This is a genomic window from Campylobacter sp. RM9334 (assembly GCF_020138145.1).
Taxonomy (GTDB): Bacteria; Campylobacterota; Campylobacteria; order Campylobacterales; family Campylobacteraceae; genus Campylobacter_E.
In genome coordinates, this window is the sequence record NZ_JACGAX010000014.1 from 29,328 (window position 1) to 52,692 (window position 23,365).

Annotated in this window: 24 protein-coding genes; 6 read left to right on the forward strand and 18 right to left on the reverse strand. The window is 28.5% G+C overall.

Annotated elements, in window-relative coordinates:
- Window positions 1-15: 15 nt before the first annotated feature.
- Both AVBRAN9334_RS06760 and ccoG read right to left on the reverse strand, forming a co-directional pair.
- Complete coding sequence (locus AVBRAN9334_RS06760) at window positions 16-609, reverse strand: TetR/AcrR family transcriptional regulator (RefSeq protein ID WP_214117243.1); 594 nt, start codon at window positions 607-609, stop codon at window positions 16-18.
- Window positions 588-1,925, reverse strand: a complete 1,338-nt coding sequence (ccoG, locus tag AVBRAN9334_RS06765) for a cytochrome c oxidase accessory protein CcoG (RefSeq protein ID WP_336607332.1) — start codon at window positions 1,923-1,925, stop codon at window positions 588-590. The genes AVBRAN9334_RS06760 and ccoG overlap by 22 nt, the downstream gene beginning before the upstream one ends.
- 150 nt (window positions 1,926-2,075) lie before the next feature.
- Here ccoG and rpsU point away from each other — a divergent pair, with 150 nt between their 5' ends.
- From rpsU to AVBRAN9334_RS06785, 4 genes are read left to right on the forward strand one after another with little or no spacing between them, the layout of a single operon-like run.
- Window positions 2,076-2,288, forward strand: a complete 213-nt coding sequence (gene rpsU / locus AVBRAN9334_RS06770; RefSeq protein ID WP_214117291.1) for a 30S ribosomal protein S21 — start codon at window positions 2,076-2,078, stop codon at window positions 2,286-2,288.
- A gap of 34 nt (window positions 2,289-2,322) precedes the next feature.
- Window positions 2,323-2,739 carry a helix-turn-helix domain-containing protein gene (locus AVBRAN9334_RS06775; protein ID WP_214117248.1) on the forward strand — a complete coding sequence of 139 codons (417 nt, stop codon included), beginning with the start codon at window positions 2,323-2,325 and terminating at the stop codon, window positions 2,737-2,739.
- An 8-nt stretch (window positions 2,740-2,747) separates the two neighbouring features.
- Window positions 2,748-3,311, forward strand: a complete 564-nt coding sequence (locus tag AVBRAN9334_RS06780; protein ID WP_336607333.1) for a UPF0323 family lipoprotein — start codon at window positions 2,748-2,750, stop codon at window positions 3,309-3,311.
- Entirely contained in the window at window positions 3,311-3,787 is a 477-nt protein-coding gene (locus AVBRAN9334_RS06785) for a methylated-DNA--[protein]-cysteine S-methyltransferase (RefSeq protein WP_239803544.1), read from the forward strand. Before AVBRAN9334_RS06780 ends, AVBRAN9334_RS06785 begins: the two co-directional genes overlap by 1 nt.
- A gap of 84 nt (window positions 3,788-3,871) precedes the next feature.
- Here the strand turns inward: AVBRAN9334_RS06785 and AVBRAN9334_RS06790 are convergent, their stop codons facing one another.
- The 15 genes from AVBRAN9334_RS06790 to aroQ form a co-directional block, all read right to left on the reverse strand.
- On the reverse strand, window positions 3,872-5,002 hold the full coding sequence (locus tag AVBRAN9334_RS06790) for a PrpF domain-containing protein (RefSeq protein WP_214117255.1): 1,131 nt from the start codon (window positions 5,000-5,002) through the stop codon (window positions 3,872-3,874).
- 11 nt (window positions 5,003-5,013) lie between these two features.
- Window positions 5,014-6,090 carry a PrpF domain-containing protein gene (locus AVBRAN9334_RS06795; RefSeq protein WP_336607334.1) on the reverse strand — a complete coding sequence of 359 codons (1,077 nt, stop codon included), beginning with the start codon at window positions 6,088-6,090 and terminating at the stop codon, window positions 5,014-5,016.
- Window positions 6,091-6,092: 2 nt separating this feature from the next.
- Window positions 6,093-6,950 carry an isocitrate lyase/PEP mutase family protein gene (locus AVBRAN9334_RS06800; RefSeq protein ID WP_214119946.1) on the reverse strand — a complete coding sequence of 286 codons (858 nt, stop codon included), beginning with the start codon at window positions 6,948-6,950 and terminating at the stop codon, window positions 6,093-6,095.
- A 108-nt stretch (window positions 6,951-7,058) separates the two neighbouring features.
- The gene (gene brnQ / locus AVBRAN9334_RS06805; RefSeq protein WP_336607335.1) at window positions 7,059-8,393 is read right to left on the reverse strand and encodes a branched-chain amino acid transport system II carrier protein; all 1,335 of its coding nucleotides are present in this window, start codon (window positions 8,391-8,393) and stop codon (window positions 7,059-7,061) included.
- Window positions 8,394-8,411: 18 nt separating this feature from the next.
- Window positions 8,412-10,715, reverse strand: a complete 2,304-nt coding sequence (locus AVBRAN9334_RS06810; protein ID WP_336607336.1) for a DNA translocase FtsK — start codon at window positions 10,713-10,715, stop codon at window positions 8,412-8,414.
- Between the two features lies 1 nt (window position 10,716).
- Window positions 10,717-13,005, reverse strand: coding sequence for a flagellin N-terminal helical domain-containing protein (locus tag AVBRAN9334_RS06815; protein WP_336607337.1), 2,289 nt, complete (start codon window positions 13,003-13,005; stop codon window positions 10,717-10,719).
- A 44-nt stretch (window positions 13,006-13,049) separates the two neighbouring features.
- A complete protein-coding gene (locus tag AVBRAN9334_RS06820; protein WP_336607338.1) occupies window positions 13,050-13,577 on the reverse strand; it encodes a TIGR00730 family Rossman fold protein in 528 nt (175 codons plus the stop codon).
- Window positions 13,574-14,389, reverse strand: a complete 816-nt coding sequence (gene fliY / locus AVBRAN9334_RS06825) for a flagellar motor switch protein FliY (RefSeq protein ID WP_336607339.1) — start codon at window positions 14,387-14,389, stop codon at window positions 13,574-13,576. The genes AVBRAN9334_RS06820 and fliY overlap by 4 nt, the downstream gene beginning before the upstream one ends.
- The gene (gene fliM / locus AVBRAN9334_RS06830) at window positions 14,382-15,482 is read right to left on the reverse strand and encodes a flagellar motor switch protein FliM (protein WP_214119942.1); all 1,101 of its coding nucleotides are present in this window, start codon (window positions 15,480-15,482) and stop codon (window positions 14,382-14,384) included. Before fliM ends, fliY begins: the two co-directional genes overlap by 8 nt.
- Complete coding sequence (locus tag AVBRAN9334_RS06835; RefSeq protein ID WP_442862352.1) at window positions 15,475-16,170, reverse strand: RNA polymerase sigma factor FliA; 696 nt, start codon at window positions 16,168-16,170, stop codon at window positions 15,475-15,477. Before AVBRAN9334_RS06835 ends, fliM begins: the two co-directional genes overlap by 8 nt.
- On the reverse strand, window positions 16,154-16,507 hold the full coding sequence (locus AVBRAN9334_RS06840) for a hypothetical protein (RefSeq protein ID WP_214117269.1): 354 nt from the start codon (window positions 16,505-16,507) through the stop codon (window positions 16,154-16,156). The genes AVBRAN9334_RS06835 and AVBRAN9334_RS06840 overlap by 17 nt, the downstream gene beginning before the upstream one ends.
- Before the next feature lie 5 nt (window positions 16,508-16,512).
- Entirely contained in the window at window positions 16,513-17,379 is an 867-nt protein-coding gene (locus AVBRAN9334_RS06845) for a P-loop NTPase (RefSeq protein WP_214117271.1), read from the reverse strand.
- A gap of 3 nt (window positions 17,380-17,382) precedes the next feature.
- Window positions 17,383-18,651 carry a flagellar biosynthesis protein FlhF gene (flhF, locus tag AVBRAN9334_RS06850; protein ID WP_214117273.1) on the reverse strand — a complete coding sequence of 423 codons (1,269 nt, stop codon included), beginning with the start codon at window positions 18,649-18,651 and terminating at the stop codon, window positions 17,383-17,385.
- A 9-nt stretch (window positions 18,652-18,660) separates the two neighbouring features.
- Window positions 18,661-19,140 (reverse strand): 2-amino-4-hydroxy-6-hydroxymethyldihydropteridine diphosphokinase, encoded by a 480-nt coding sequence (gene folK, locus AVBRAN9334_RS06855; RefSeq protein WP_214117274.1) that lies wholly within the window; start codon window positions 19,138-19,140, stop codon window positions 18,661-18,663.
- Window positions 19,140-19,625: a type II 3-dehydroquinate dehydratase gene (aroQ, locus tag AVBRAN9334_RS06860; RefSeq protein ID WP_336607340.1), complete on the reverse strand. Its 486-nt coding sequence runs from the start codon at window positions 19,623-19,625 to the stop codon at window positions 19,140-19,142. Before aroQ ends, folK begins: the two co-directional genes overlap by 1 nt.
- 194 nt (window positions 19,626-19,819) lie before the next feature.
- On the opposite strand from aroQ, the gene flgK reads away from it, so the two are divergent.
- Both flgK and der read left to right on the forward strand, forming a co-directional pair.
- Complete coding sequence (gene flgK / locus AVBRAN9334_RS06865; RefSeq protein WP_214119941.1) at window positions 19,820-21,670, forward strand: flagellar hook-associated protein FlgK; 1,851 nt, start codon at window positions 19,820-19,822, stop codon at window positions 21,668-21,670.
- A gap of 34 nt (window positions 21,671-21,704) precedes the next feature.
- Window positions 21,705-23,111, forward strand: a complete 1,407-nt coding sequence (gene der / locus AVBRAN9334_RS06870) for a ribosome biogenesis GTPase Der (protein WP_336607341.1) — start codon at window positions 21,705-21,707, stop codon at window positions 23,109-23,111.
- A 19-nt stretch (window positions 23,112-23,130) separates the two neighbouring features.
- Here der and AVBRAN9334_RS06875 read toward each other — a convergent pair.
- Window positions 23,131-23,365: cation transporter dimerization domain-containing protein (locus AVBRAN9334_RS06875; protein WP_442862421.1), on the reverse strand; the 235-nt coding region annotated here is incomplete at its 5' end.

Below are 23,365 nucleotides of genomic sequence, written 5' to 3' on the forward strand. Positions count from 1 at the left end.
TTTAAGTTAATGAAATTAACGCAAAGCCCTTAAAAATAAGATATTTACATTTTTTACATGCTCACTTAATTCATCTTTTGTAAAGATTTCTTTAGAGTTAAAAATCAAATCAAAAATCTTATTACTTCTAATCATAGAGCAGTATAAATTAGCTAAATTATAAGCACTTATTTCATTTAGAATTTCTTTTTTAATTTTTTTCTCAAATACTTCACATAAAAATCTAATTATTACATCTTTATCTGCTTTTGCACATTCTTGTTTAAAATTAATATCTTGATAAGTTCTCTCAAGAACTAATCTTAAAAATTTTGCATTATCTTCGCCTATAAAAAAATTACAATATTCATTACCAAATACATTTAAAAAATCTGGTAAATCCAAGTTGGCTTTTGAAGAAATCATAATTTTTAAATTCTCTAACCTAGTTTCTGCCCTAAATTTTAAAGCCTTTAAAAATAAATTATTTTTATTTTCAAATTTTTTATATATCGTCGCAAGAGAACCGCCAGTTACTTTAACAATATCGTTTAAACTTGTATTTTCATAGCCCTTTTCTAAAAATAGTTCAAGGGCTACTTTTAAAATTATTTCTTCTTTTCCTTCCATTTTTTCTCCTTAGGATATATAAATATTGTATCCTTTATAGTAAATATTTTATCATCATCTAAGGCATAAGCTCTTATATTAATATGCTTATGATGTTTTTTAACTTTCTTAAGCTCGCTTCTTAAAATAACAATTTGTTTTAATTTCTCACCAGCTTTAACTCTAAAATCTTTTTTAGGTTTTAAAATACTAATATCATCATCTAATATTTCTAAATAAAATCTATGGTCTTGCTTGCTAGTATTGTGAAATAATATAACATAGGCATTATCAACATAATTTTCATCTTTATTTATTGTGTATAATTCAGTAGTTCTATTTATATTCATAAGCATAGTTTCTTTACTACCAGCCGTTAAAACTAACCCAATAAACATAGCACACAATACAACTATATAAACAATAGTTCTAAATCTAAAGAATTTAAGTTTTTCTTTAGTTTTTATTTCTTTTGTGCTAGACCAAGATATTAATGGTGGTCTATTAAATCTTGCTTGAACATTTGAACAAGCATCAGCACATTCAAGACAATTTATACAATCAAGTTGCATTCCTTTTCTAATATCTATATGAGTTGGGCATATTTTTACACAGGCTTCACAAGCTATACATTCTCCGCCTATTGGTTTTTTTATAATTTTTTCTCCATCTTTATAAATAATTCCGCCACGACTTTCATCATATATAACACTTTTTGTGTCGTTATCAAACATAACGCTTTGAATTCTTGCATAAGGACAAATATAAGCACAAAAATTCTCTTTAATAAAAGTAATATCAAATGTTATAAATAAAGATAAGCATAAAACAATTCCAAATAAAAGTAAGTGTTCATTAAAATGGTCAAGATAAGTAAAGAAATCTTCAGGTGGAACAAAATACCACAAAAAATTACTTGCAGCAATTAAGCTAATTGGATAAAACACAATAACACTTGCAATTCTTGCAAATATTTTATTTCTTGGTTTATTTTGTTTATTTTTTCTACCACTATAAATTCTAAATAATTTAGTTTGTATTAAATCTCTAAAAATTATTCTAAATATAGTTTGAGGACAGCCCCAAGCACACCAAACTCTACCAAGTAAATTTGTAATAAAAAAAATAAATACAAACATCATAATTAATAAAAATGGCATTAAATACAACTCGTTTGTATTAAAAGATATGAAAAATAAATCTAATTTTTGTTTATCAAAACTAAGCAAAAATAAGTGATTACCATTTATTCTAATAAATGGAATAATAAAGATAATACAGGTAAGTAAAACATAAAATGTAGTTCGCTTTTTAAAATAATTTGTAATATTTCCCATTACGCTCTCCTTAATTTTAACTTAATTTGTAATTTTAAGATAATTTTAGTCTTTAAAAATTAAGAATAGTAAATTAAAAAATATTTTGTTTATTAACAATTTTTTTATAAATTAGCACTTTTAATTTTACAACGAAAGGAAGTGATTGCCGTGCCAGGGATTAAAGTTCATAATAACGAATCTTTTGACGAGGCTTATCGCAAATTCAAAAAGCAAACTGATCGTAACCTAATCGTAACAGAAGTTAGAGCAAGACGCTTTTTTGAACCTATGACTGAAATTCGCAAAAAACAAAAAATTTCAGCTAGAAAAAAAATGCTAAAACGCCTATATATGTTAAGACATTACGAAGCAAAGCTTTAATAAAAAGGGGTTATCCCCTTTTTAAAGGTTAGAAATGAAACTCTTAGTAAAAGACGCCGCAAAATACTTAAATATCAGCAAAGAAGCTATTTATAATAGAATTAGAAGAGGCACTTTAAAATCAATAAAAGAAGATAATAAAACCTATGTTTTAATAGAACCAGAACAAAATAGTTTAGCTATTAAAGATGAGCTATTAGAACAAATAAAAATCTTAAAACTAAGCAACGAAGAATTAAAAAAAGAAAACGAAGAATTAAAAAATAAAATAAATCTACCAGTAATTATAAAAGCAAAATGGATTTTAATAGATGAATATTTATTAAGATTTAAGAAAAAAAAGCGTGAAAAAATAAAAAAATATCTCATATCAAGGCTTTTTAAAAGTAAAAAAATAAAACTAGAAAACAATCAAGTATTTATAAGAAACAAAAAATTATCAAAGATTTAGGAGGAAAAATGTTTAAGAATTTAAATAACTTAACTTACAAAGCGTCTTTAACTGCAATTGTAGCTGGTTCATTATTAAGTGCTTGTGGTGGTGAAGAGCAACAACAAGCTAAAGGCTCATTTTTAATAATAGAAGAATATGCTCCTAAACAATACAGAATTAAAGATGAATTTCCAAGCGATGAAACAAGAGTAGTTCTAAAAGAATTAAATGGAAATGAAAGAGTATTAAGCAAGGCTGAGATGGATGAGCTAATAAAAGCTGAAAATGCAAAAATAGAAGCAAATCAAAGCTCATTAACAAATGAAAGTATTGGTTCAAATCATTCATTAGGCGAAGTTTTGCTAAGCTCTGTAGCAGGTGCAATAATTGGCTCTTGGATAGGCAATAAGCTATTTAATAATTCACATTTTAATGCAAACAAAGCTACGCATTATCAAAACCCAAGCACATATCAAAGAAGTGTAAATAGCTTTAAAAGCACACCTAGTGCAGGAGCTTCAAAAAGTAGTGGATTTTTTAAAAGCCAAAGCACAAGTGGTGCTAATAGTTCTGGTAGTTTTGGCTCTTAATGTATATTGAAATTATAAAATTTAAAAACTTTATAGTTTTAATAAAAGCTAATGATGAGTATTTGATTTCAGTTGATATTACAAATCTTGCTACTTTAAAAGAAAAACCAAATCAAATAACTTCATTAGTAAAATCTGAACTTTTAAAGTATTTTAAGGGAGAAGATTTTGATTTTACAAATATAAAACTTAATCTTGATAAATTTTCTACTTTTACAAAAGAAGTTTTAAATGAACTTAAAAATATACCTTATGCAAACACTATAACTTATAAAGAATTAGCATATAGAATAAATTCTAAAGCCTATCGTGCAGTAGGAACTGCATTATCAAAAAACCCTTATTTAATAATACTACCTTGCCATAGAGTAATTCGCTCTGATGAAAGTCTAGGAAGATTTACTTGTGAAGTGTCTAATATGAAAGAGTTTTTAAATAAACACGAAAAAAATAATATCAAATCAAATAATTTTTAAAGTATTTTATAAGCAATTATTAATTTATAAAATACTTAATCCTAATTTAAATTCCAAAAAAGGAATTTAAATTAGAAATTTAACTTAATAATCTTTTCTAGTAAATACATAGCCTTGCATTAAGCATCTTGCAGTCCTAATAACACTCACGCTATCATTATCAATAAATCCCGTAATTGTCCCACTTGGATGAGCTATTACTAATTCATTAGAAAAGCTACTTAAATGCTCATTAATTAATGTGCCTTGTGTCTTTGCTGCCATTGAAATACATACCGTTCCTGTGACTGCAATTGATGGGTGTGGGCGTTGCATACTCATCATTCTAACGCATACATTTATATCATTTTTTGATATTTTAGCACCACTTGTGCTAGTGTAATCTTGCACGAAATCAACCAAACAAGCTTTAGGCACTGATGGATTTTTTGCTGTTGCTTCTTCTTTTTTTGCTAAGCCAATTAGCTCACTTGCTATGCTTCTTACTTCTTCAATTTTATCAAGCTCGTTTTGAGAAATTTCATCATATATATTGCCACTTAATAAATCTTTAGCTCTCATAAACACAAGCGCTGCTCCAGCATCTACTATACTAATTTCAATATTGCCAAAACTTGTATTTACAACTTGTTTTGCAGAATTTGTAGGCAATAATCCTTTATTCATAGAGCCTTCAGGATTAATAAAACCTAATTTAATTTCACTAGCTGTATTTGGCACTCCTGCTATTTTAGTATCTCCTGCTGGTTCAAAACTTTTTAAATCATCGCTTAATTTGAATCTAGCTTTTAAATATTTATTTGTATTAGTATTTAAAATCCTAACGCAAATTATTTTATTTTCTAAATCACACTCATCTTTTATAATGATTTTTTCATACATTTTAGAATCATTTAAATCAATCAAACCCAAATCATAAGCAAAAGCACCAACGCATGAGCTAATATTTCCACAATTACTATTAAAATCAACCATTTCTTTATCAATATTTACTTGAGCGAAAGTATAAGTTAATTCATTATTTTTAATATCAACTATAGCTACTTTTGAAGTTACTGACGCAGCACCACCAATTCCATCAATTTGCTTTGTAGCAGTCCCCATAACATCAGCTAAAAACTCGCCCCATTTAACTCTTGCTGGCATATCCTTTTCATAAAAACAAGCAGCTTTAGATGTGCCACCTCTATAAATACTACATTTAAATTTCTTCATATTTTCTCCTTTTAATTAATGTAAATAAATCCGTCCATTATTCTTCTTGCACTTCTTTTAAGTCCAACACCTATGATTTTACCACTTTCTATCTCTACGCTAACATCTACTACGCCTAAAAAATGTTTAATTTTTACATCTTGAATACCATTTTGTATCATAGTTAAACCACTAAGCTCATTTGCTAAAGTGCCATTTTCTAATGCTGCAACGGCTAAATTATATAATCCACTAGCAGGCGAACTTTTGTGAAGATTTCTAAGGCTTAAAACCCTAATTCCTATATCAAATTCACTTTTATCATCAGATTTAAAAAGTGCTGCTATTTTTGGTATAGCTTGATTGTTTTCTAAATCATTTTCATCTTTAGCAAAACCTAATTTAATAGCATAAAAATCTCTTAATTTGTTTAAATCTTCAATAGCTTTTAAAGCACTAAAATCATTATAATTTAAATTAAAATCTAAATCAAATTCCCTTGCATCAACATACAAAAATGGATTTATTAAATCAAGTAAAGTAGCTCTATAACCATTAAAATTGCTAATTTTTCCTAATGGATATTTAAGTCCTGTTTGCTCAGCCCCTGCATTTTTAATAAAAACATCAGCTAGCTCACAACCACCAAAAACTCCTTGCATAATACTAGAACCTTTTTCTACAAATTCTCCATCTTTAATCTTAGCTTTAAATTCAATAATTTTTTTAATATTTGTATTGTAAATTCTAACACATACATTGCTTGCAAACCTATCAAAACTAAATAATTTTTCATTAATAGCATAAGCTCCAACAGCAGCTATTAAATTCCCGCAAGTGCCTTTATTATCTATACTATCTTTCATAACCCCAGCTTGAAAGAATTCCCACTCAATATCATAATTTTTATTATTTACACTTTTTACAACGCATATTTTATTGGTTGATGATATAGAACCACCTAGCCCATCAATAGCGTTTTGGTTATGACAATCAATGGATTTTTTAAATATATCAGCCCAAGTGCTTTTATCTTTAGGCAAGTCATTTGCGTTAAATATTAGCCCCCTACTCGTGCCACCCCTATAAACACTGCATTTAATTTTCATAATTATCCTTTAAATTTATTTTCTATATCCATCCACTTATCAAATTCACATATTCTATTTCTTTCTTTCATAGAAATCATTAAATGTTCTGCATTATCTGTTCTGCCTGTAGTTTTTAAATGATTTAATAAATCATTCATACCTTTAATAGCAGCTTTTAAAGTAGCGTTTGCATAAAGAACTATATTAAAGCCCATTTTTTGTAATTCATCATTGCTTAATATCGGAGTTTTGCCACCTTCTACCATATTTGCAATATGATAAGCTTTTACTAATTTAGGAAGACTTGCCATTTGTTCTATGCTAGTAGGAGCTTCTATAAATAATATATCAGCTCCACTTTCTAAATACGCATTAGCTCTATTAATAGCATCATCAAAACCATTAACAGCAATTGCGTCTGTTCTTGCAATTATTAAAGTATCATATTCTAAAGCGTCTTTACAAGCTTTGATTTTCGCACACATTTCATCTTGAGATATTAATTTTTTCCCATCAAAATGCCCGCACCTTTTTGGTAGTTGCTGGTCTTCTATTTGAATTGCTGCTATTTTGTTTTTGCTAAATTCTTTTGCTGTTCTATAAACATTTAAAGCATTGCCGTAGCCATTATCTATATCTGCTATTACGGGAAGATTTGTAGCGTCGTTTATTCTCTTTGTATTTTCTAACATTTCATTCATACTAACAAGTCCTATATCAGGAAAACCAAACTGCATATTTGCCATACCTGCTCCTGTAGCATAAACAACTTTAAAACCTGCTAATTCAATAAGTCTTGCATATAAAGCACAAGAAGCTCCTGGTGCTACTAGAATTTCTTGTGAATTAAGTGCTTCTTTTAAAATTTTTGCTTTCATTAGCACTCCTTTTAAAAAATGCTTAATCTTAACACAAAATTTTAATTTTTGATATTAATTGTTAATTAATAAGAAATAAGTGTGTAGAATTGTAACAAGATGATTTAATTAAAAATCATCTTTTTTACTAAAGGCATTAATAATATATCCTAATATAAACATAACAATCACAGGTATAACCCAGCCAAGCATAGATGAGTAAAATGGCAACATTTCTAAATATTTAGCTATACCTAAATAAGATAATATTTTTTCATCGTTTATGCTTAAGATTGAGCTATCAATTGCGTTTAAAATTCCTATAAAAGCCGCAGTATAAACGCTAAATCTATAAATGATTTTGCTCTCATTTATTAAATTATTTATTAAAGATAAAATTATTAAAACTATAGCTATTGGATAAATCGCTATTAATATAGGAACGCTTACTTTTAAAATCTGCGTTAAACCTTGAATTGATAAAATAAAACTAGCAACTACCCAAATAATAACCCAAGTTTTATAAGAAATCTTAGTAACACTACTAAAATAGCTAGCACTTGAGCCAATCAAACCAATCGTAGTAGTAAGACAAGCAAGTAAGGCAGTAAATCCTAAAATAAATCTACCAAAACTACCAAATAAATCATCACTAATTAATGATAATAAAATAGCCCCATTACTAGCGTCTTTAAAGGTATTACCATAAACATAGCCTAAATACCCTAAAGCAAAATAAACTATCATTAAAATAATTCCAGAAAATAATCCTGCTTTTATAGTAAGTAATGATAATTGATGTTTATTAGTAACTCCTAATGATTTTAAAGCCCCAACAACACTAATCCCAAATACTAAAGCAGCAAGCGCATCCATAGTCTGATAGCCTTCTACAAATGCTGTTGCTACTGGGTGGGTAGTGTAATTTTGATTAGGAATGCTAACATTTACTTCTGAATAAATTAAAGTGCATATAAAAAATACTGCTATTAAAATAAGTAAAATCGGCGTTAAATACTTGCCTAATGTATCTAACATAGTGCTAGGATTTAAGCATATATAATAATTAAGTGCAAAATATATAAAACTATAAAAAGCTAAATAATATACATTATATTCATTATCAACAAAAGGTAAAATCATTATTTCATAAGGCATAGTGCTAGCTCTTGGAATTGCTACTAAAGGCCCTATGGTAATATAAATAACTGCTACAAAAATTACTGCAAATGTTACATTTACTCTACTTGCTAATTCTTTTAATGTTCCTGCTTTAGCAACTGCAGCAACACCTAAAACAGGTAAAGCAACACCTGTTACACAAAAAAACAAAATCGCTAAATAAAAATTATTCCCCGCATCCATTCCTAGTTTTGGTGGCAAAATAAAATTCCCCGCACCAAAAAACATAGCAAACAACATTAATGCTACTACATAAAATTCTTTTTTTCCTATTTTTGTCATATTTCTCCTTAGATTTTTTTATAAAAGACTTCTTACACCTTTTGAATTAGGTTCACTCAAAATTCCTTGCTTTTCGCACTGCTCTACAATATTAGCAGCTCTATTGTAACCTATATTTAATTGGCGTTGAATATAAGAAATACTAGTTTTTCCGCTCTCTTGCATAATTCTTACAGCTTCACTGAATAATTCATCTACACTATCATCATTATTTTTAACATAGGTTTGAGTAAAACTTGAATCTTGTAAAATACTCTCATCATAATTTGCTTTTTCTTGTTTTTTTAAATGCTCTACTACTCTAATTATCTCTTCTTCACTTGCAAATGGAGCGTGCAATCTTACTATCTGACTTGTTCCTGGTGGAGTAAATAAACTATCTCCACGACCAAGCAAACTCTCAGCTCCTTTAGAATCTAGTATAACCTTACTATCAACTCCAGTTCCAACTTTATAGCTTAATCTACTAGGTAAATTTGCCTTAATAAGACCTGTTATTACATCTACACTTGGGCGTTGTGTAGCTACTATTAGATGAATTCCTGCTGCTCTTGCCATTTGAGCTAATCTTGCTATATAAGTTTCTACTTCTTTTCCACTAGTCATTATTAAATCAGCCAATTCATCAATAATAATTACAATATAAGCAAAAGGCTCAAGTCCTAATTTAGGTGCTTTTTCATTAAAACTTTCAATATTTTTAGTATAAACGCTAGCCATTAATTCATATCGTCTTTCCATCTCTAAAACCATATTTTTTAAAGCTAAAGTTGCTTTTTCTGCTCTTGTAATTACAGGAGTTAATAAATGCGGAATATCATTATACATTGAAAACTCAAGCATTTTAGGGTCAATCATCAATAACCTTAAAGTCCTTGGGCTATTTTTATATAAAAGACTTAAAATCATAGCATTAATACCCACACTCTTACCACTTCCTGTAGTTCCTGCTATTAATAAATGCGGTAAGCGTTTTAAATCGGTTACAAAAGTATTTCCTACTATATCCTTACCTAAGGCTATTGTTAATTTGCTTTTAGATTTTGAAAATAATTCATCTTCAAAAATAGTTCTAATATTAATTGTTTGAGAAGTTTTATTTGGAATTTCAATCCCTACCACATCTTTTCCTGGAATTGGTGCTTGAATTCTAATACTTGTAGCCTTAAGTGCCATAGCTAAATCATCAGCTAAGCCTGAAATTTTGCTAAGCTTTACATCAGCAGCAGGTCTAAACTCAAATGTAGTAACCACAGGACCCCAATATGTTTTAACCACATCTCCATCAATCTTAAAATGCTTTAATTTTGCTAAAAGCTCGTTTATTTTCTCATCAAGTTCATCTTCATTAATTATTATTTCTGTAGTTACGGCTTTATCTAATAATTCCACACTAGGTAACTCAAAATCTCTTGGTATTTCAATCGCTCCTAATTCAATATCTTTTAAAATTGCTTTATTTTCTTCAAGCTCATTTAAAATCTCTACTTTTTTGCCTTTTTTAGGGACAAAACTTTGAGAATCTTGCTCATCTACTATCAAAATATCTTGAAAATCATTAGAATTTAAAACAGGAATTTCATTTTGTATTTCTTCGTTTTGCTCTACTGATTTTTCTTCTTTTATTTCGTTTTTAACTATTTTAAAATCATCTTTATTAATGCTATCTTTGTTTATTTTCTGCATTAAAGGCTCTAAAACTATTTTTGGCTCACTAATTATTTTGCCTTGTTCATTTGTAAAATTAATTTTAGTCTTTTCATCTTCTTTAGGAGTTTTTGCTTCATATGATTTTACAAATCTAATATTGCCTAAATCGCTTAAAATTTCTTCTTTTGGTTTTGATTTGTCTTCTTTAGGAGTTTTTATTTCTTTTATGATTTTTTCTTTTTTAATAGGTTTTTCTTTACTTTTAAAAAGATTTTTAAACTTATCTTTATCTTGTAATTTTGAATAAATATAAGAATGATTAAAATAAATTAAAACAAATACAAGCAAGATAAAAAATACAATATTTACAAAACCTAAAAAGCTAATAATTCCAAAATCAAAAACACTAGAAAAAGGTAAAGATAATATCAAAATACTACAAATTATATTGGCTAATATTTTTAAAGCATATTTAAAAGATTTATATACAAATAAGTAATTTCCTACAAATGCTAATAAAAAAATATAAGAAAGATTTCCAAAACAAATTCTTAAGCCCTTGCTAAAATAAGCACTTGCTAAAAATAATCCATTAGCTTCGGGCAAAAACAGCCCGAAACTAAAATAAAATAATATAAATGAAACAAATATAAATATAAATTCTTTTTTCATCTTACATATAATTTAATAAGCTTAATTTTGAAACCTGCGCACTAGCTTGTAAAGTAGCTTGTAAGGTAATTGTCGCTTGCATTAGCATTAATTGGCTTTCTACAGGGTCTGAATTAAGAACCTTCGCCTTAACTTGTTCAACATTTACTTTCATTAAATCTGCTCTATCTTGAGAATTTTGAATACTTGTTTGAGTTGCACCTATTTTTGTATGAACTTTATTAATATGATCTTGTAAATGGTCAATCCTTTTTAAAGCTCCTTGAATACCAACACTTTTTAACAATTCAGGATTATTACTATCTGCTCTATAATTTCCATTTCTAACAGCTTCTATCATCTTATCAAGGTCTTTTATAATATCAACCCTACCTTCATCAACAATTAAAGTAGAATTTGTATTGAAATTAAACAAATCTCCCTTTTTAGAACCTTCAGCAATTGGCAAACCATTAGCATCATTTCCAAAATCAAATTCATCTTTATTCATAGTATTAGCGTCAAATATAGCTAAATCTATTTTAGTAGTAGTCGCACCTTTGTCTATTAAAGTCATTTGACCTTTTTCATTAAGACCTACATCAACTGAATTTTTAGAATTAATTAACAGCCTTTCTAATTCTGCTTTATCATCATTATTTAAAATCATAGGAGAATTAGCTTGATTTGGATATTTTTTAACTAATTGATAATCTTTAGTTGGGATATTATCACTAGCAAACATAGAAATAATATCTCCTAATTGCTTATATGTTATATTTTCAGGATTTGTTTTAACACTATCTGAAATATGCTGATTATTATCATAAACCACATTTGTAATAGGTAAAGTTACTTTTTTATCTTGACCATTTTGTTTATAACTAGCCGTTGCAGTGCCTTGAGTAATATTAAAATCTATTGAATAATGCACCTTATTTTTTGAAGTAATTTCTAGTTTTAAAACACTATCAGGTCTTGTAGTATCATTTGGATTTAGCTTTAATGTTCCTTGCGAAGCCTCAACTAATTTAGTCTCATTAGTAGCTACATTATTATTTTTATCTACTTGAGCTATGTTTGAGCTTAAGATATTATCTTTTTTACTAAATAAAGACCTAGAATAATCAATCCCATCGCTAGTAAAAGAAGTATCAATATTACCTGTATTTGTAAATTCTAAAACAAAAACATCATTATTATTTCTTAAATCATTTGGATTAGTTACACTTGCTAACTCACTTTTAACAGGAAAAGGAATGATAGGCATTGGTGGTGTATCAGGTATTTTTGGTGGATAAATTTGTCCGAAATCATCAGCCTTAGCAGTAGCTGCAAACATAGAAAAATTAATTCTACTTTCTTGATTTTTTAAATCAGTAATTTCTATTGTTCCATTATTGCTAAGCGTTACATCTACTACTTTATTTTCTTTAGTATTTCCGTATAACTCACCTATTTTACTAAGCATAGCACCAACATCTTCATCAGCACCCATCTTAAACTTAGCTTTAAAACTCTCACCATTTCCCTTAGTCCCACGAACATAAAAATAAGTATCAGGAAATCTTCCTTCATCATTTTTTAAAAAATGATCATTCACATTAAGCTCTTTTCCATTAGCTTGTGGTTTTAAATATTCTTTACCAATTAAGTCTTTAATCTTACTATCTTGAGTAATATAATGCACTTCTTCTGGTTTATTAATATCATATCTTCTATCAACCAAACGAACATTTGTGCTGATTATTTTTTTGTAATCATTATCAACACCTTTCATAAGCTCCTGACCTGAAATATTGTAATCATTATACACATTAGACCCTAGTAAAACTTGCATATTTTCATCATTGCCATAATAATTACCCTTTTCATCAAAAGGCTTAGTCCCAACATTAGTTCCACTGAATAAATATTGTCCATTAATACTTGTATTTGCAATATTTACAATATGATCTCTTATTTTTTGTAAGTCATTTGCTAAAGCGTTTAAAGAAGTATCAGAATGAACTTCGTTTGCACCTTGAATTAATTTGTTTTTAAATTGGTCTAGTGCCTTACTCATTTCATCTACTGCTTTATCAGAGTTTTTTGTAATATTTATAGCTTTACTAGCAGCTTCGCTAATTTGCTGAAATGTAGAAATCTCATAAACAAGTCTTGAACCTTCTGAATAAATTCCAGCGTCATCATAAGATTGATTAATCTTCAAACCACTTGTTAATTGGTTATTTGCGTCATTTATCATATTTTGCTGACGCTGAAAATTGCCTAAATTTTGTGAATAAATATAAGAGCTTGTTATTCTCATTCTTTTTCCTTGTTAATAATCTTTAGGGTATATCGGTAAAAAAATTATTTTATTAAGTCTAAAACTTCACTAGGTGTATTTGCTACGCTAAAAATATCTAAAGAACTCTCATCAATTGCACCGGAATTTAAAAGTGTATTTTTAAAAAAATCAACTAATGGTTTAAAAAATTCTTCGTTATACAAAATGATTTTATAATTTCTTAATTTTGTTTGAGCTAAGGTTAAAACTTCAAATAATTCATCTAAAGTTCCGTATCCACCAGCACAAACTATCATTACATCATTTTGCATTAAGGCTTTTTTTCTTAAAGATAAATCGCTAAATTCAATAGATTTAGTGCAATATTCATTTAATCTTTGTTCCATTGGTAATTTTATATTAATACCAATACTCTCAACCCCGCCAACTAAAAAAGCAGCTTTATTAGCAGCGTGCATAATACCACCGCCACCACCTGTAGTAATGCTATAGCCGTTCTTTGCTAGAACTTCACTTAATTCAAAAGCGTCTTTATAATATTTATTATTTTCATCAAATCTAGCCGAGCCAAAAATTGTAACTGATTTCATCTAAGACTTTCTAACCTTTCTTTTTTATCTCCGATTTTAGTAATTTGCACACCAAAATTTCCATCAACAATAACAACTTCTCCTTCAGCAAAACATTTATCCCCAACTAATATTTCTAAAGGGTCATTTGCTAATTGGTCAAGCTCAATAACAGAACCTATATCCATTGTTAAAACATCTTTTAAAAGCATTTTTTTACTACCAATTCTAACTCTAATCGGAAGCTTTACATCCATTATTAAATTAATATTTTTTAACTCACCCAAATCCATTTTAGGTGCACTTACTTCGCTTTCTTTTGTAGAATTTGAATTAGGATTTAAAAGCTTATAAGCTTTTTCATTGATAGCAAGACTTATTTGCTCGTTTAAATCATTGATATTTACATCATAAAAATAAATTTTATAAAACTTAGATAAATCACACTCATCAGTCAAAAACTCACATTTTTCTAAGCTAAAATTAAATTTAGGCAAATCCTTTTGTGCATTTAATGAAGTTGAAAATGCTGAAAATATATTGCTAATTGCTTCTTTGCTAGCGTCAAGCTCATCTGTGCCTAAATTCTCATTCATTGAGATTTCTTCTTCACCCATCATCCATTCAGAAATCGCACTCATTAAAACTGGACTTGATAAAAATGCAAATTCTTTATCTTCGCTTTTAAAAGCAGCTTTTAAAATAGGTGGTTTTAAGGCATTGTTTTTAATATCAAACTCACTATATTCGCTAAATCTAGCACTTTTTCCTGTAAGCCCTTCAATAGTGGCAATACATTCATTTACAAATAAACCTAAAAACTCATCAATCATTTATCTTATCCTCATCTTCCATTGACAATTCTTCTTGATTTTCTACTACTTTATCAAATTCTGCAGCCTTTGTTTTACGCTCTAACTCATAAGCTTCAAGTATGTTTTTAACCTCATCTTTATCAGTTTTAATTAAATCTAAAATCTTAATTGATTTTTGGTATCTATGAATACCAAATTGAGCTAAAAATACATCTTTTCCATCAACGCTCACAATAGCTTTATCATCAGCATTTCTATTTAACTTAATAATATTTCCATTCTCAAGTCCTAAAAATTCTTCTACGCTAATAAAAGCCTTACCTAAAATCACTTCATAGACCATATCAGCACGACCTACTAAGGTTTTGATTTCTTTATTTCTACTTTTTTTAGCACTTGTTTCGCCTAGCATTACATCACGATTTGCTAAACGACCTAAAATTGGTTCTAAATAAATTACAGGATAACAAATATTAATCATACCACTATTATTACCTATAGTAAGCTCCATTACAACCATTATTACTATTTCGTTTTGGCTTACAATTTGGACTACACTTGGGCTACTTTCTTTAGCTTCTACGCTAGGATACATATCAGTAATTATTGACCAGCTTTCTTTAAGCCTACCCATCATAATTCTTAAAATACTATCAAGTAAATTAATCTCAATATCTGTTAATTCTCTATTTTTTTCACTTCCTTCTCCAGCTCCGCCTAATAATTTATCAATCATAGGAAAGGCAATACTAGGATTTATCTCTAAAACACAAGTTCCATCTAAAGGCTTGATTGAAAAAACATTAAAACTAGTAGGATTTGGTAAAGACATCAAAAACTCACCATAAGTCATCTGATCAACTGAATGTAGCTTTATTTCCACCATACTTCTCATCATTTGAGAAATTTGAGTAGCAAGGCTTCTTGCTAATTTATCATGAATTCCTTTTACTGCACGAAGTTGTTCTTTACTAACACGATTTGGACGCTTAAAATCATATATTATGATTTGCCTTTCATCGTTTTCTTTCTTTACTTCAGGGACACTATCGGCTGAATCAACGGAATTTAAAAGTGCGTCTATTTCTTCTTGAGATAAAATATCAGCCATCAATTAGCCTTTTTCTTAATGTATTAATTACCCTACTTTGCAACTGCGATACTCTTGATTCGCTAATTTGCAAAATTTCACTAATTTCTTTTAAACTAAGCTCTTCATAAAAATATAACTGAATAATCAATTGTTCTCTTTCATTTAATTCTTCTAAAACTTCGGTAATTTTTTCTAATAAATTTTCTTTATCAAGTCTTTCATTAGCGTCTTCATCGCTTAATACTTGTAATTGTTCATCTAATGGAACGATATAGCTAATTGATTGTGCTAATCTTGCTTCTTTAATCTTATCTACTTCTATACCTAATTCACTTGCTAAATACTCATCACTTGGTTCTTCATCAAAATCATTTATATAATCATTTATTATTTTTTCTATATCTTTTACAATTTTTCTATTGCTTCTGCTTAAAGTATCAAGACTTCTTAAAAAATCAAGCATAGAACCATATACTCTTTTTCTAGCATATCCCCAAAAATTATCATTTTGTAAATCATCATAGCGTCTTGCTAATTTGATTAATTCTTCAGTCCCAACACCTATTAAATCATTAACATCAACACTAGCAGGCAAGCGTTCTTTTAATCTAAATGCCATAGCTCTTAATGCTGGTTGATATTTAACAGCTAATTCATCTTGAGCATTTTTTAAAGCACTTGCATACGCATTAAGCCGCTTTTGCATTATATTTCCTTGCAGGTTTTGTTTGTTTTTTGATAATTTCTAATTCACTTTCTACACTCTGAATAATCTTATCCATTCTATTTTCTCTAATCTCAAGCTCTTTTATAAAATGATTTGTAGTATTTTCGTAAGCAAATTTATCAAAAGTCCTACTACCTAATTTCTTCGCATCAACAAAATTAAGAACAACAAGATGGATTAAAATATAAAAAACAAAAGTAGTAAATAAGGTAAAACCTATCATCATAAACGGATCATCAATCTTAAATACAGCACAAATAAAACCTATAAAAAATCCACAAACTGTAACAAAAGCAATATAATTATCCGTTCTCATATACCTTAAATCCTATCAATTAATCTCTTAAAAAAGCTTTTTATATTTCCTGAATCAGAATCTTTAAGCACATTTCGTTCCAATCTTGATAAAAGATTATTAGTAGCTTTTTTTAACTGATTAGTTTCTCTTGATGAACTTTGAGAAAACAAAACTCTACTTTTAATACAATCAATAACATAAGCAGAGCTTTCTAAATATCCTAAATACTTTAATTCAGGATTATTTTTAATATTTGCTGATGCAACTTTTGAAATATTTGTAAATAAATCTAGTGCTTCTTTTTCGCTTTTTACCACATTAAAAAGCATTAAAAAATCATTTCTTACATCAGAAGTAACTTTAATAGTAGCATAAGCATCAGTAATTGCAGCAGGATCAGGTGTAGTTACAACAATAACTTCATCAGCAATTTCTAAAAAATGTAAAGTAGTTCCACCAATACCAGCACCCGTATCAATTATCAAAAAGTCTAAATCTTCTAATAATTCAGCATCTTCTAAAAAAGCGTCAAAATAACTTGAATTATTGTATTTTAAAATCTCTCCACCACTATCACCTGGGATTAGTTTTAAATTCGGTTTTACTTGTTTAATAATATCAGCTAGTTTGCATTCTCCTTTTAAAACATGTAATAAATTTTTGCCTATTTTTACATTTAAAATCACATCAAGATTTGCAAGACCAATATCAGCATCAAAAAGACCTACTTTATATCCATCATTTGCAAGTAAATTAGCAATATTAGCACTTATTGTGCTTTTGCCAACCCCACCTTTACCACTTGTAATTGCAATAAATTTTGTATTTTTCTTATTTACTTTATGCTCATTTTTCATAAGCTCATTTAATTTATCAGCTTGTGTTTGCATAATTTATCCTTTAAATCCATCTAAAACGCATTTAATTAAATACTCGCTATTAGCTACTAAAATATCATCAGGGACATTCTGACCTATTGAAAAAAACGAAACAGGTTTTTTAATATTAAAAATTAATGAAAAAATATTACCAAAAGCTCTAGTTTCATCAAATTTTGTAAGTATTAAAGTATCAATATTTAAAGCATTAAAAGCATTAAAAGTCTCTTCCATATCATCATACTTCATACCTGCATTTAATACTAATGCAACTTCAATTTCACTCTCACTAGCCTTTAAATAACTTTCTAATTTTTCAATTTTTGTCTTATCATATTGAGAATTACCAGTTGAATCTATTAAAACCACATCATAACCACTTAAAGTCTCAAGGTTTTTATGTAAATCTTCTTCGGTTGATACAAATGCAATTGGTAATCTCATAGTCCTAGCGTATTCAGCTAATTGCTCTTTAGCACCTAGTCTAAAATTATCAAGTGAAACTATAGCAGTTTTGTATCTTTTGCTTCCGTATGCGTATCTATAAGCTAGCTTAGCTAATGTTGTAGTCTTGCCAACCCCTGTTGGACCAACTAACATAATTATTTTTTGTTTTCTAATAGGTGCATCAACTCTGCAAGGTATCATACTCTTAAGTAAGGTTGTAAAATATCTAGTAATTGCTTCTTTATTACTCAATAAAGCTTTTGGCATATTTTTAAGAGTTGCTCTCATAATTTCATCTAAATGAGTTTGTAACATATCACTTTTTTTTGCTTTATCATAAATTAATGCAAACTCAGGTGGAATTTCAAGATTATTTCTAGCAGGAGCAAGTTCTCCCCATCTCATACTCATTAAATAATCTACTTTGCTATTTAACTCATTTAATAATTGCTTATCATCTTTTGACTTATTGCTAGAATTAGGATTAAACTTTAATCTAGATAATTCTTTTTTAGAATTTAAATCTTGATTAAGTGATTTATTTTCATTTTGATTTTGCTTATTTTCTATAGCTATTTTTCTATCAAAATTATCGCTTTTAAATTCTTTTAAACTATTTTCGTAGTGTAACGCTGCTCTTTTATTTACAATTGGTTGCTTTTTTTCTTTTGTATCATTAATAGCTACAACTACTTCTACCATAGCAGGGCTTGTTGGAGTTCTTCCTTCTACTTGAGTTACAGCAACTATTTCAGCTTCATCTCCATAATAATCTCTAACATAAGCTAAATAATCTTGTCCTTTTTCTACTCTAAAACTATCTTGCCTAATTGCCATATTTTTTCCTTACATTGTTCCTAATACTAAAGTTATACTAATCCTATCTTCTGCACCATAATGTGGTAATACTAATCTCTTATCGCAATATGTTTTTTCACTAAAATAAACAATATCTAAATCAAGAGTTCTAGGTGCATTTTTAAAACTTCTTGTCCTATGAAAAATATTTTCATAGTGTTGTAAAACTTTTAAAAGCTCTCTTGCGTGAAGACTTGTTTTAACAAACATTAAAGCATTTGTAAAATCTTTTTGCTCTTTATACCCAAAAGCTTCATTTATTAATAATGCTGAAGTTTGAATAATCTTAAATCTTCTATCAGATTTTAATTTTTTAAATAATCTTACAAATCTTTCACACTCAGGCTCTATATTACTACCAAGAGAAATTAAAGCTAAATATTTATAAGCTTTATTATCCTTACTAAAATACGGATAATACTTAATCCTTTTAAAATATCTCGCTTCATTTATCTTGATATTTGGCATTAAGCGTTATTTGCTTTTAGTGCTTCTTCTTGAGCTGCTATAAATGCTCTTTGTTGTTGAACCATTTGAATAGCACTAAGTAATGCTAAATGATAACTAAATGGCCCAAAACCACTAATAGTTCCAGCACAAACAGGACTTAAGAAACTCTTAGCTCTAAATTCTTCTCTAGCATAAATATTACTAATATGAACTTCAACTACAGGCATTCTAGTAGCTGCTATTGCATCAGCAATCGCAATTGATGTATGAGTATATCCACCAGCATTTATAATAATTGCATCACAAGTTCCTACACACTCTTGAATTTTATCAATTATTTCGCCTTCATAATTGCTTTGATAAAACTCTATATCAACATTGCTTTCTTTAGCAGCTAAACTCATTTGTTCATGTATTTGAGCCATAGTCATAGTTCCATAAATTCTAGGGTCTCTTTGACCTAACATATTTAAATTTGGTCCTTGAATTACCATTATTTTCATATTTCTTCCTTTAATAAATATTTTAATGTTGGATTATAAGTTTTTAATTTTAATATAAGTTATTAAAAAATATTTTTTAAATCAATATCTAAAAAAAAGAATTTCAAATAAATATAAAGATTAATAAAATTTTTACGATATGGAATATATTTTGCTAACAAGCTTAAATCAAGTTAAAGTTTTAAAGGTTAATTATGAGTATATTTTCAACACTAAATACAGGTGTAAGTGGTCTTGGAGCTGCACAAGTTCAAATATCTACAACAGGACATAACATTACAAATGCAAACAATCCTTATTATACTAGACAAAGAGTGGTTCAATCAGCAGCAGATGCTTTACATGTGCCAGCTGGTGATATTGGACTTGGAACTAAGGTTGATAAGATTGTAAGAATTCACGATGAGTATGTTTTCACAAAAATGCGTGATAATACAAATAATTTTGAACATACTAAATATCTAAAAACAAAACTTGAAGAAGCAGCACAAAGATTTCCTGATTTAAAAGATGTTGGAATTTTAAATGATTTACAAGCTTATCAAAAAGCTTGGAATAATTATGCTAGCAACCCTGCTGATGGTGCTACAAAAATAAATCTAGTTCAAGTAGCAACAACCCTTGCAAAAGATATAAAAGCTACTAGAGATGATATGTTTAAAATGCAAAAATCAGTAAATGATGATGTAGTTTTAACTATTGAAGAAATAAATAGAATTGGTAAGGATATTTCTACAATTAATGCTCAAATAGCAGCAAGTGAGAGTGCTGGTGATTCTATGGCAAATGATTTAAGAGATAAAAGAGATGAATTAGAATTAAGACTTTCAAAACTCGTTAAATCATCAGTTTTTAAAGAGAATTTAGAACAAAATGCTTCATTTGATACAAATATAAAAGATGGAAGCATAGATTATCATTTAAATATTGAAGGTTTTTCTATAGTTGATGGGACAACATTTCATCCATTAAGAATAGATAGTGTTGCTGCAGGAAGCCCTTTTCAAAGGATTTATTATGAGCTTCAAGATGGAACTACTGCTGATTTAACTTCTAAATTAAGTGGGGGACAATTAGGAGCTCAACTTGATTTAAGGGGTCGTGAGTTTAATACCCAAACTAATGGATTTGATGATGGTATTTTGCAAGATTATATAAACAATCTTGATTCTTTTGCAAAAACTATGATTACAGAAACAAACAATATCTACTCAAGAGCAGCTCAAAAGCAAATATTATCAAATGAAATGTCTCATCTAAAGAGTGATGATATTATTATGAATGCAGATAATAGATTAAAAACAGGCACATTTGATTTAATCGTATATAACGATAATGGTCAAGAAGTAGCAAGAAAAACAATCACTCTTGATACAAGCACATCAATGACAGGTGGAGTAAGAAGTTCTAGTTTATTAGAAAAAATTAATTCTAATACAGATGATAATAATGATAATAACAATTTAAACGATTTTGATGATTATTTTTTAGCTGATTATTCTTATGATGAAACAAAAGATAGTGGTATTTTTAGTCTTATTCCTAAACTAGATGGATTTAAAGTAGGCGTAGAAGATCATGGCACTAATTTTCCTGGAATTTTTGGTCTTGGGAAATTCTTTGAAGGCACTAATGGTAGCAATATAAATGTAGATACTAGCCTAAGACACGACCCAACTTTACTTAGAGCAAGTAGTTCTGGTGCTGATGGAAATAACGATGTAGCAAATGCAATCAATCAGCTTCAATATAATAAAATTGATTTTTACGATACTAAAGGAGAAAGCACTCAAGCTACTTTTGAAGGATTTTATAGGTCTTTAACAACAGATATAGCAAGTCGTGCAGAAAACAATAATACTTTATACAAAACAAACGAAGCTATCTTGGCTAATGTAACAGCAGAATTTCAATCAGTAAGTGGTGTTGATATGAACGAAGAATTAAGCAATCTTATGAAATATCAAGCAAGTTTTGGTGCAAGTGCTAAAATCATCACAACGGTTGATAAAATGTTAGATACTTTGCTAGGACTTAAACAATAATAGCTAAAATGAGCTTTTTTAATAAAGGATATATATGCAAAAAATAATGTTAATAGGAAAGCCAAATGTTGGCAAAAGCTCACTATTTAATCGCTTGGCAAAAGAACGCTTAGCGATAACTTCTGATATTAGTGGCACTACTAGAGATACTAATAGAAAAATAGTTGATATTAATGGAAAAAAGGCTATTTTAGTAGATAGTGGTGGGCTTGATGATAAAGATGAATTATTTCAAAATGTTAAAAAGAACACCTTAAAAGAAGCAAAAGACGCTGATATAATCGTTTATATGGTAGATTGTAAATTGGGTGCAAATGATGATGATAGGGCTTATTTTTATGATTTATTAAAGCTTAAAAAACCAACAGCTTTAGTAATTAATAAAGTAGATAGTAAAAAAGATGAAGAAAGAAGCTTGGAATTTACTCGTTTTGGATTTAAAAATATATTTAATATAAGCGTATCTCACGCAACGGGAATTGATGAATTAAATGATTTTTTAAGCTCACATTTGCGTGATACTTTCGTGCCTGATAATTCAGAGCTTAGCTTAGAAGATTTCTTAGATGAAAATATAGCTGGTGAATATGATGAAGAAGGTATTAACGAAGTTAGCGAAATTGATGAAAATCATATAAAAATCTCAATTTTAGGGCGTGTAAATGTAGGCAAAAGCTCACTTTTAAACGCACTTGTAAATGATGAAAGATGTGTTGTAAGTAGCATTGCAGGAACTACGATTGATCCTGTAAATGAAAGTATTGAATATAATGGCAAAACGCTTGAATTTGTTGATACCGCAGGAATTAGAAGAAGAAGTAAAATTTTAGGTATAGAAAAATACGCTCTAAATCGCACCGAAAAAATGCTAGAAAACTCTCAAATCGCCTTGCTTGTATTAGACGCTGCTGAAGGATTTAACGAGCTTGATGAAAGAATAGCTGGGCTTTTAGGTAAGAATTATTTAGGCGTGATTATAGTTTTAAATAAATGGGATTTATGTGGTAAGAGTGATAAAGAATTTGATGAAGTTTGCAAACATTTAAGACTTGATAGATTTAAATTCTTAGCCTATGCACCGATTATTAGTGTTTCAGCACTTAGTAAAAAGCGTATTAAAAATCTTTTAGATTTAATCTTAAAAGTGCATTCAAACTACATTCAAAAAATCCAAACTTCAAAACTAAATCAAATCATAGAAGAAGCTTGTCTAGCTCATCCATTGCCACACGATAAAGGCAAACTTGTTAAGATTTATTACGCTACTCAATATAGCGTTGCACCACCAAAAATAGCACTTGTAATGAATAGACCAAAAGCACTTCATTTTTCTTACAAACGCTATTTACAAAATGTATTAAGAAAGCATTATGATTTAAGCGGAGTCCCACTAATCATAGCAGCTCGTAAAAAAGGCGAAAAAGAATTAATTGAAGAATAATTAGGAAGTTAATTCCTAATTATTCGCTAATTTCTGGCTGAATAGTAATATGATGTATATTAAACTCATTCTTAAGTAAAGAATTAAGCTCTTGTAAAACACTTTTAAACTCATTTAAATCATCTAAGATTATATGAGCTGTTAGTATATGATAATCTTGAGAGATTGAATGAATGTGTATATCGTGAATATCTTTTATATTTAAATCTTGCTTTAATATAAATTCTTTTACTTCACTAATCTCAATGAATGAG

Excerpts from the sequence above, each read along its gene's own strand:
- brnQ (WP_336607335.1), bottom strand. The coding sequence starts at position 8,393 with ATGACAAAAATAGGAAAAAAAGAATTTTATGTAGTAGCATTAATGTTG.
- flgK (WP_214119941.1), top strand. The coding sequence starts at position 19,820 with ATGAGTATATTTTCAACACTAAATACAGGTGTAAGTGGTCTTGGAGCT.
- fliM (WP_214119942.1), bottom strand. The coding sequence starts at position 15,482 with ATGGCTGATATTTTATCTCAAGAAGAAATAGACGCACTTTTAAATTCC.
- AVBRAN9334_RS06835 (WP_442862352.1), bottom strand. The coding sequence starts at position 16,170 with ATGCAAAAGCGGCTTAATGCGTATGCAAGTGCTTTAAAAAATGCTCAA.
- ccoG (WP_336607332.1), bottom strand. The coding sequence starts at position 1,925 with ATGGGAAATATTACAAATTATTTTAAAAAGCGAACTACATTTTATGTT.
- AVBRAN9334_RS06795 (WP_336607334.1), bottom strand. The coding sequence starts at position 6,090 with ATGAAAATTAAATGCAGTGTTTATAGGGGTGGCACGAGTAGGGGGCTA.
- AVBRAN9334_RS06845 (WP_214117271.1), bottom strand. The coding sequence starts at position 17,379 with ATGCAAACACAAGCTGATAAATTAAATGAGCTTATGAAAAATGAGCAT.
- folK (WP_214117274.1), bottom strand. The coding sequence starts at position 19,140 with ATGCCAAATATCAAGATAAATGAAGCGAGATATTTTAAAAGGATTAAG.
- AVBRAN9334_RS06815 (WP_336607337.1), bottom strand. The coding sequence starts at position 13,005 with ATGAGAATAACAAGCTCTTATATTTATTCACAAAATTTAGGCAATTTT.
- AVBRAN9334_RS06820 (WP_336607338.1), bottom strand. The coding sequence starts at position 13,577 with ATGAAATCAGTTACAATTTTTGGCTCGGCTAGATTTGATGAAAATAAT.
- der (WP_336607341.1), top strand. The coding sequence starts at position 21,705 with ATGCAAAAAATAATGTTAATAGGAAAGCCAAATGTTGGCAAAAGCTCA.
- AVBRAN9334_RS06760 (WP_214117243.1), bottom strand. The coding sequence starts at position 609 with ATGGAAGGAAAAGAAGAAATAATTTTAAAAGTAGCCCTTGAACTATTT.
- AVBRAN9334_RS06810 (WP_336607336.1), bottom strand. The coding sequence starts at position 10,715 with ATGAAAAAAGAATTTATATTTATATTTGTTTCATTTATATTATTTTAT.
- AVBRAN9334_RS06790 (WP_214117255.1), bottom strand. The coding sequence starts at position 5,002 with ATGAAGAAATTTAAATGTAGTATTTATAGAGGTGGCACATCTAAAGCT.
- aroQ (WP_336607340.1), bottom strand. The coding sequence starts at position 19,625 with ATGAAAATAATGGTAATTCAAGGACCAAATTTAAATATGTTAGGTCAA.
- fliY (WP_336607339.1), bottom strand. The coding sequence starts at position 14,389 with ATGATTGATGAGTTTTTAGGTTTATTTGTAAATGAATGTATTGCCACT.
- AVBRAN9334_RS06775 (WP_214117248.1), top strand. The coding sequence starts at position 2,323 with ATGAAACTCTTAGTAAAAGACGCCGCAAAATACTTAAATATCAGCAAA.
- AVBRAN9334_RS06800 (WP_214119946.1), bottom strand. The coding sequence starts at position 6,950 with ATGAAAGCAAAAATTTTAAAAGAAGCACTTAATTCACAAGAAATTCTA.
- AVBRAN9334_RS06780 (WP_336607333.1), top strand. The coding sequence starts at position 2,748 with ATGTTTAAGAATTTAAATAACTTAACTTACAAAGCGTCTTTAACTGCA.
- flhF (WP_214117273.1), bottom strand. The coding sequence starts at position 18,651 with ATGGCAATTAGGCAAGATAGTTTTAGAGTAGAAAAAGGACAAGATTAT.
- AVBRAN9334_RS06785 (WP_239803544.1), top strand. The coding sequence starts at position 3,311 with ATGTATATTGAAATTATAAAATTTAAAAACTTTATAGTTTTAATAAAA.
- AVBRAN9334_RS06840 (WP_214117269.1), bottom strand. The coding sequence starts at position 16,507 with ATGAGAACGGATAATTATATTGCTTTTGTTACAGTTTGTGGATTTTTT.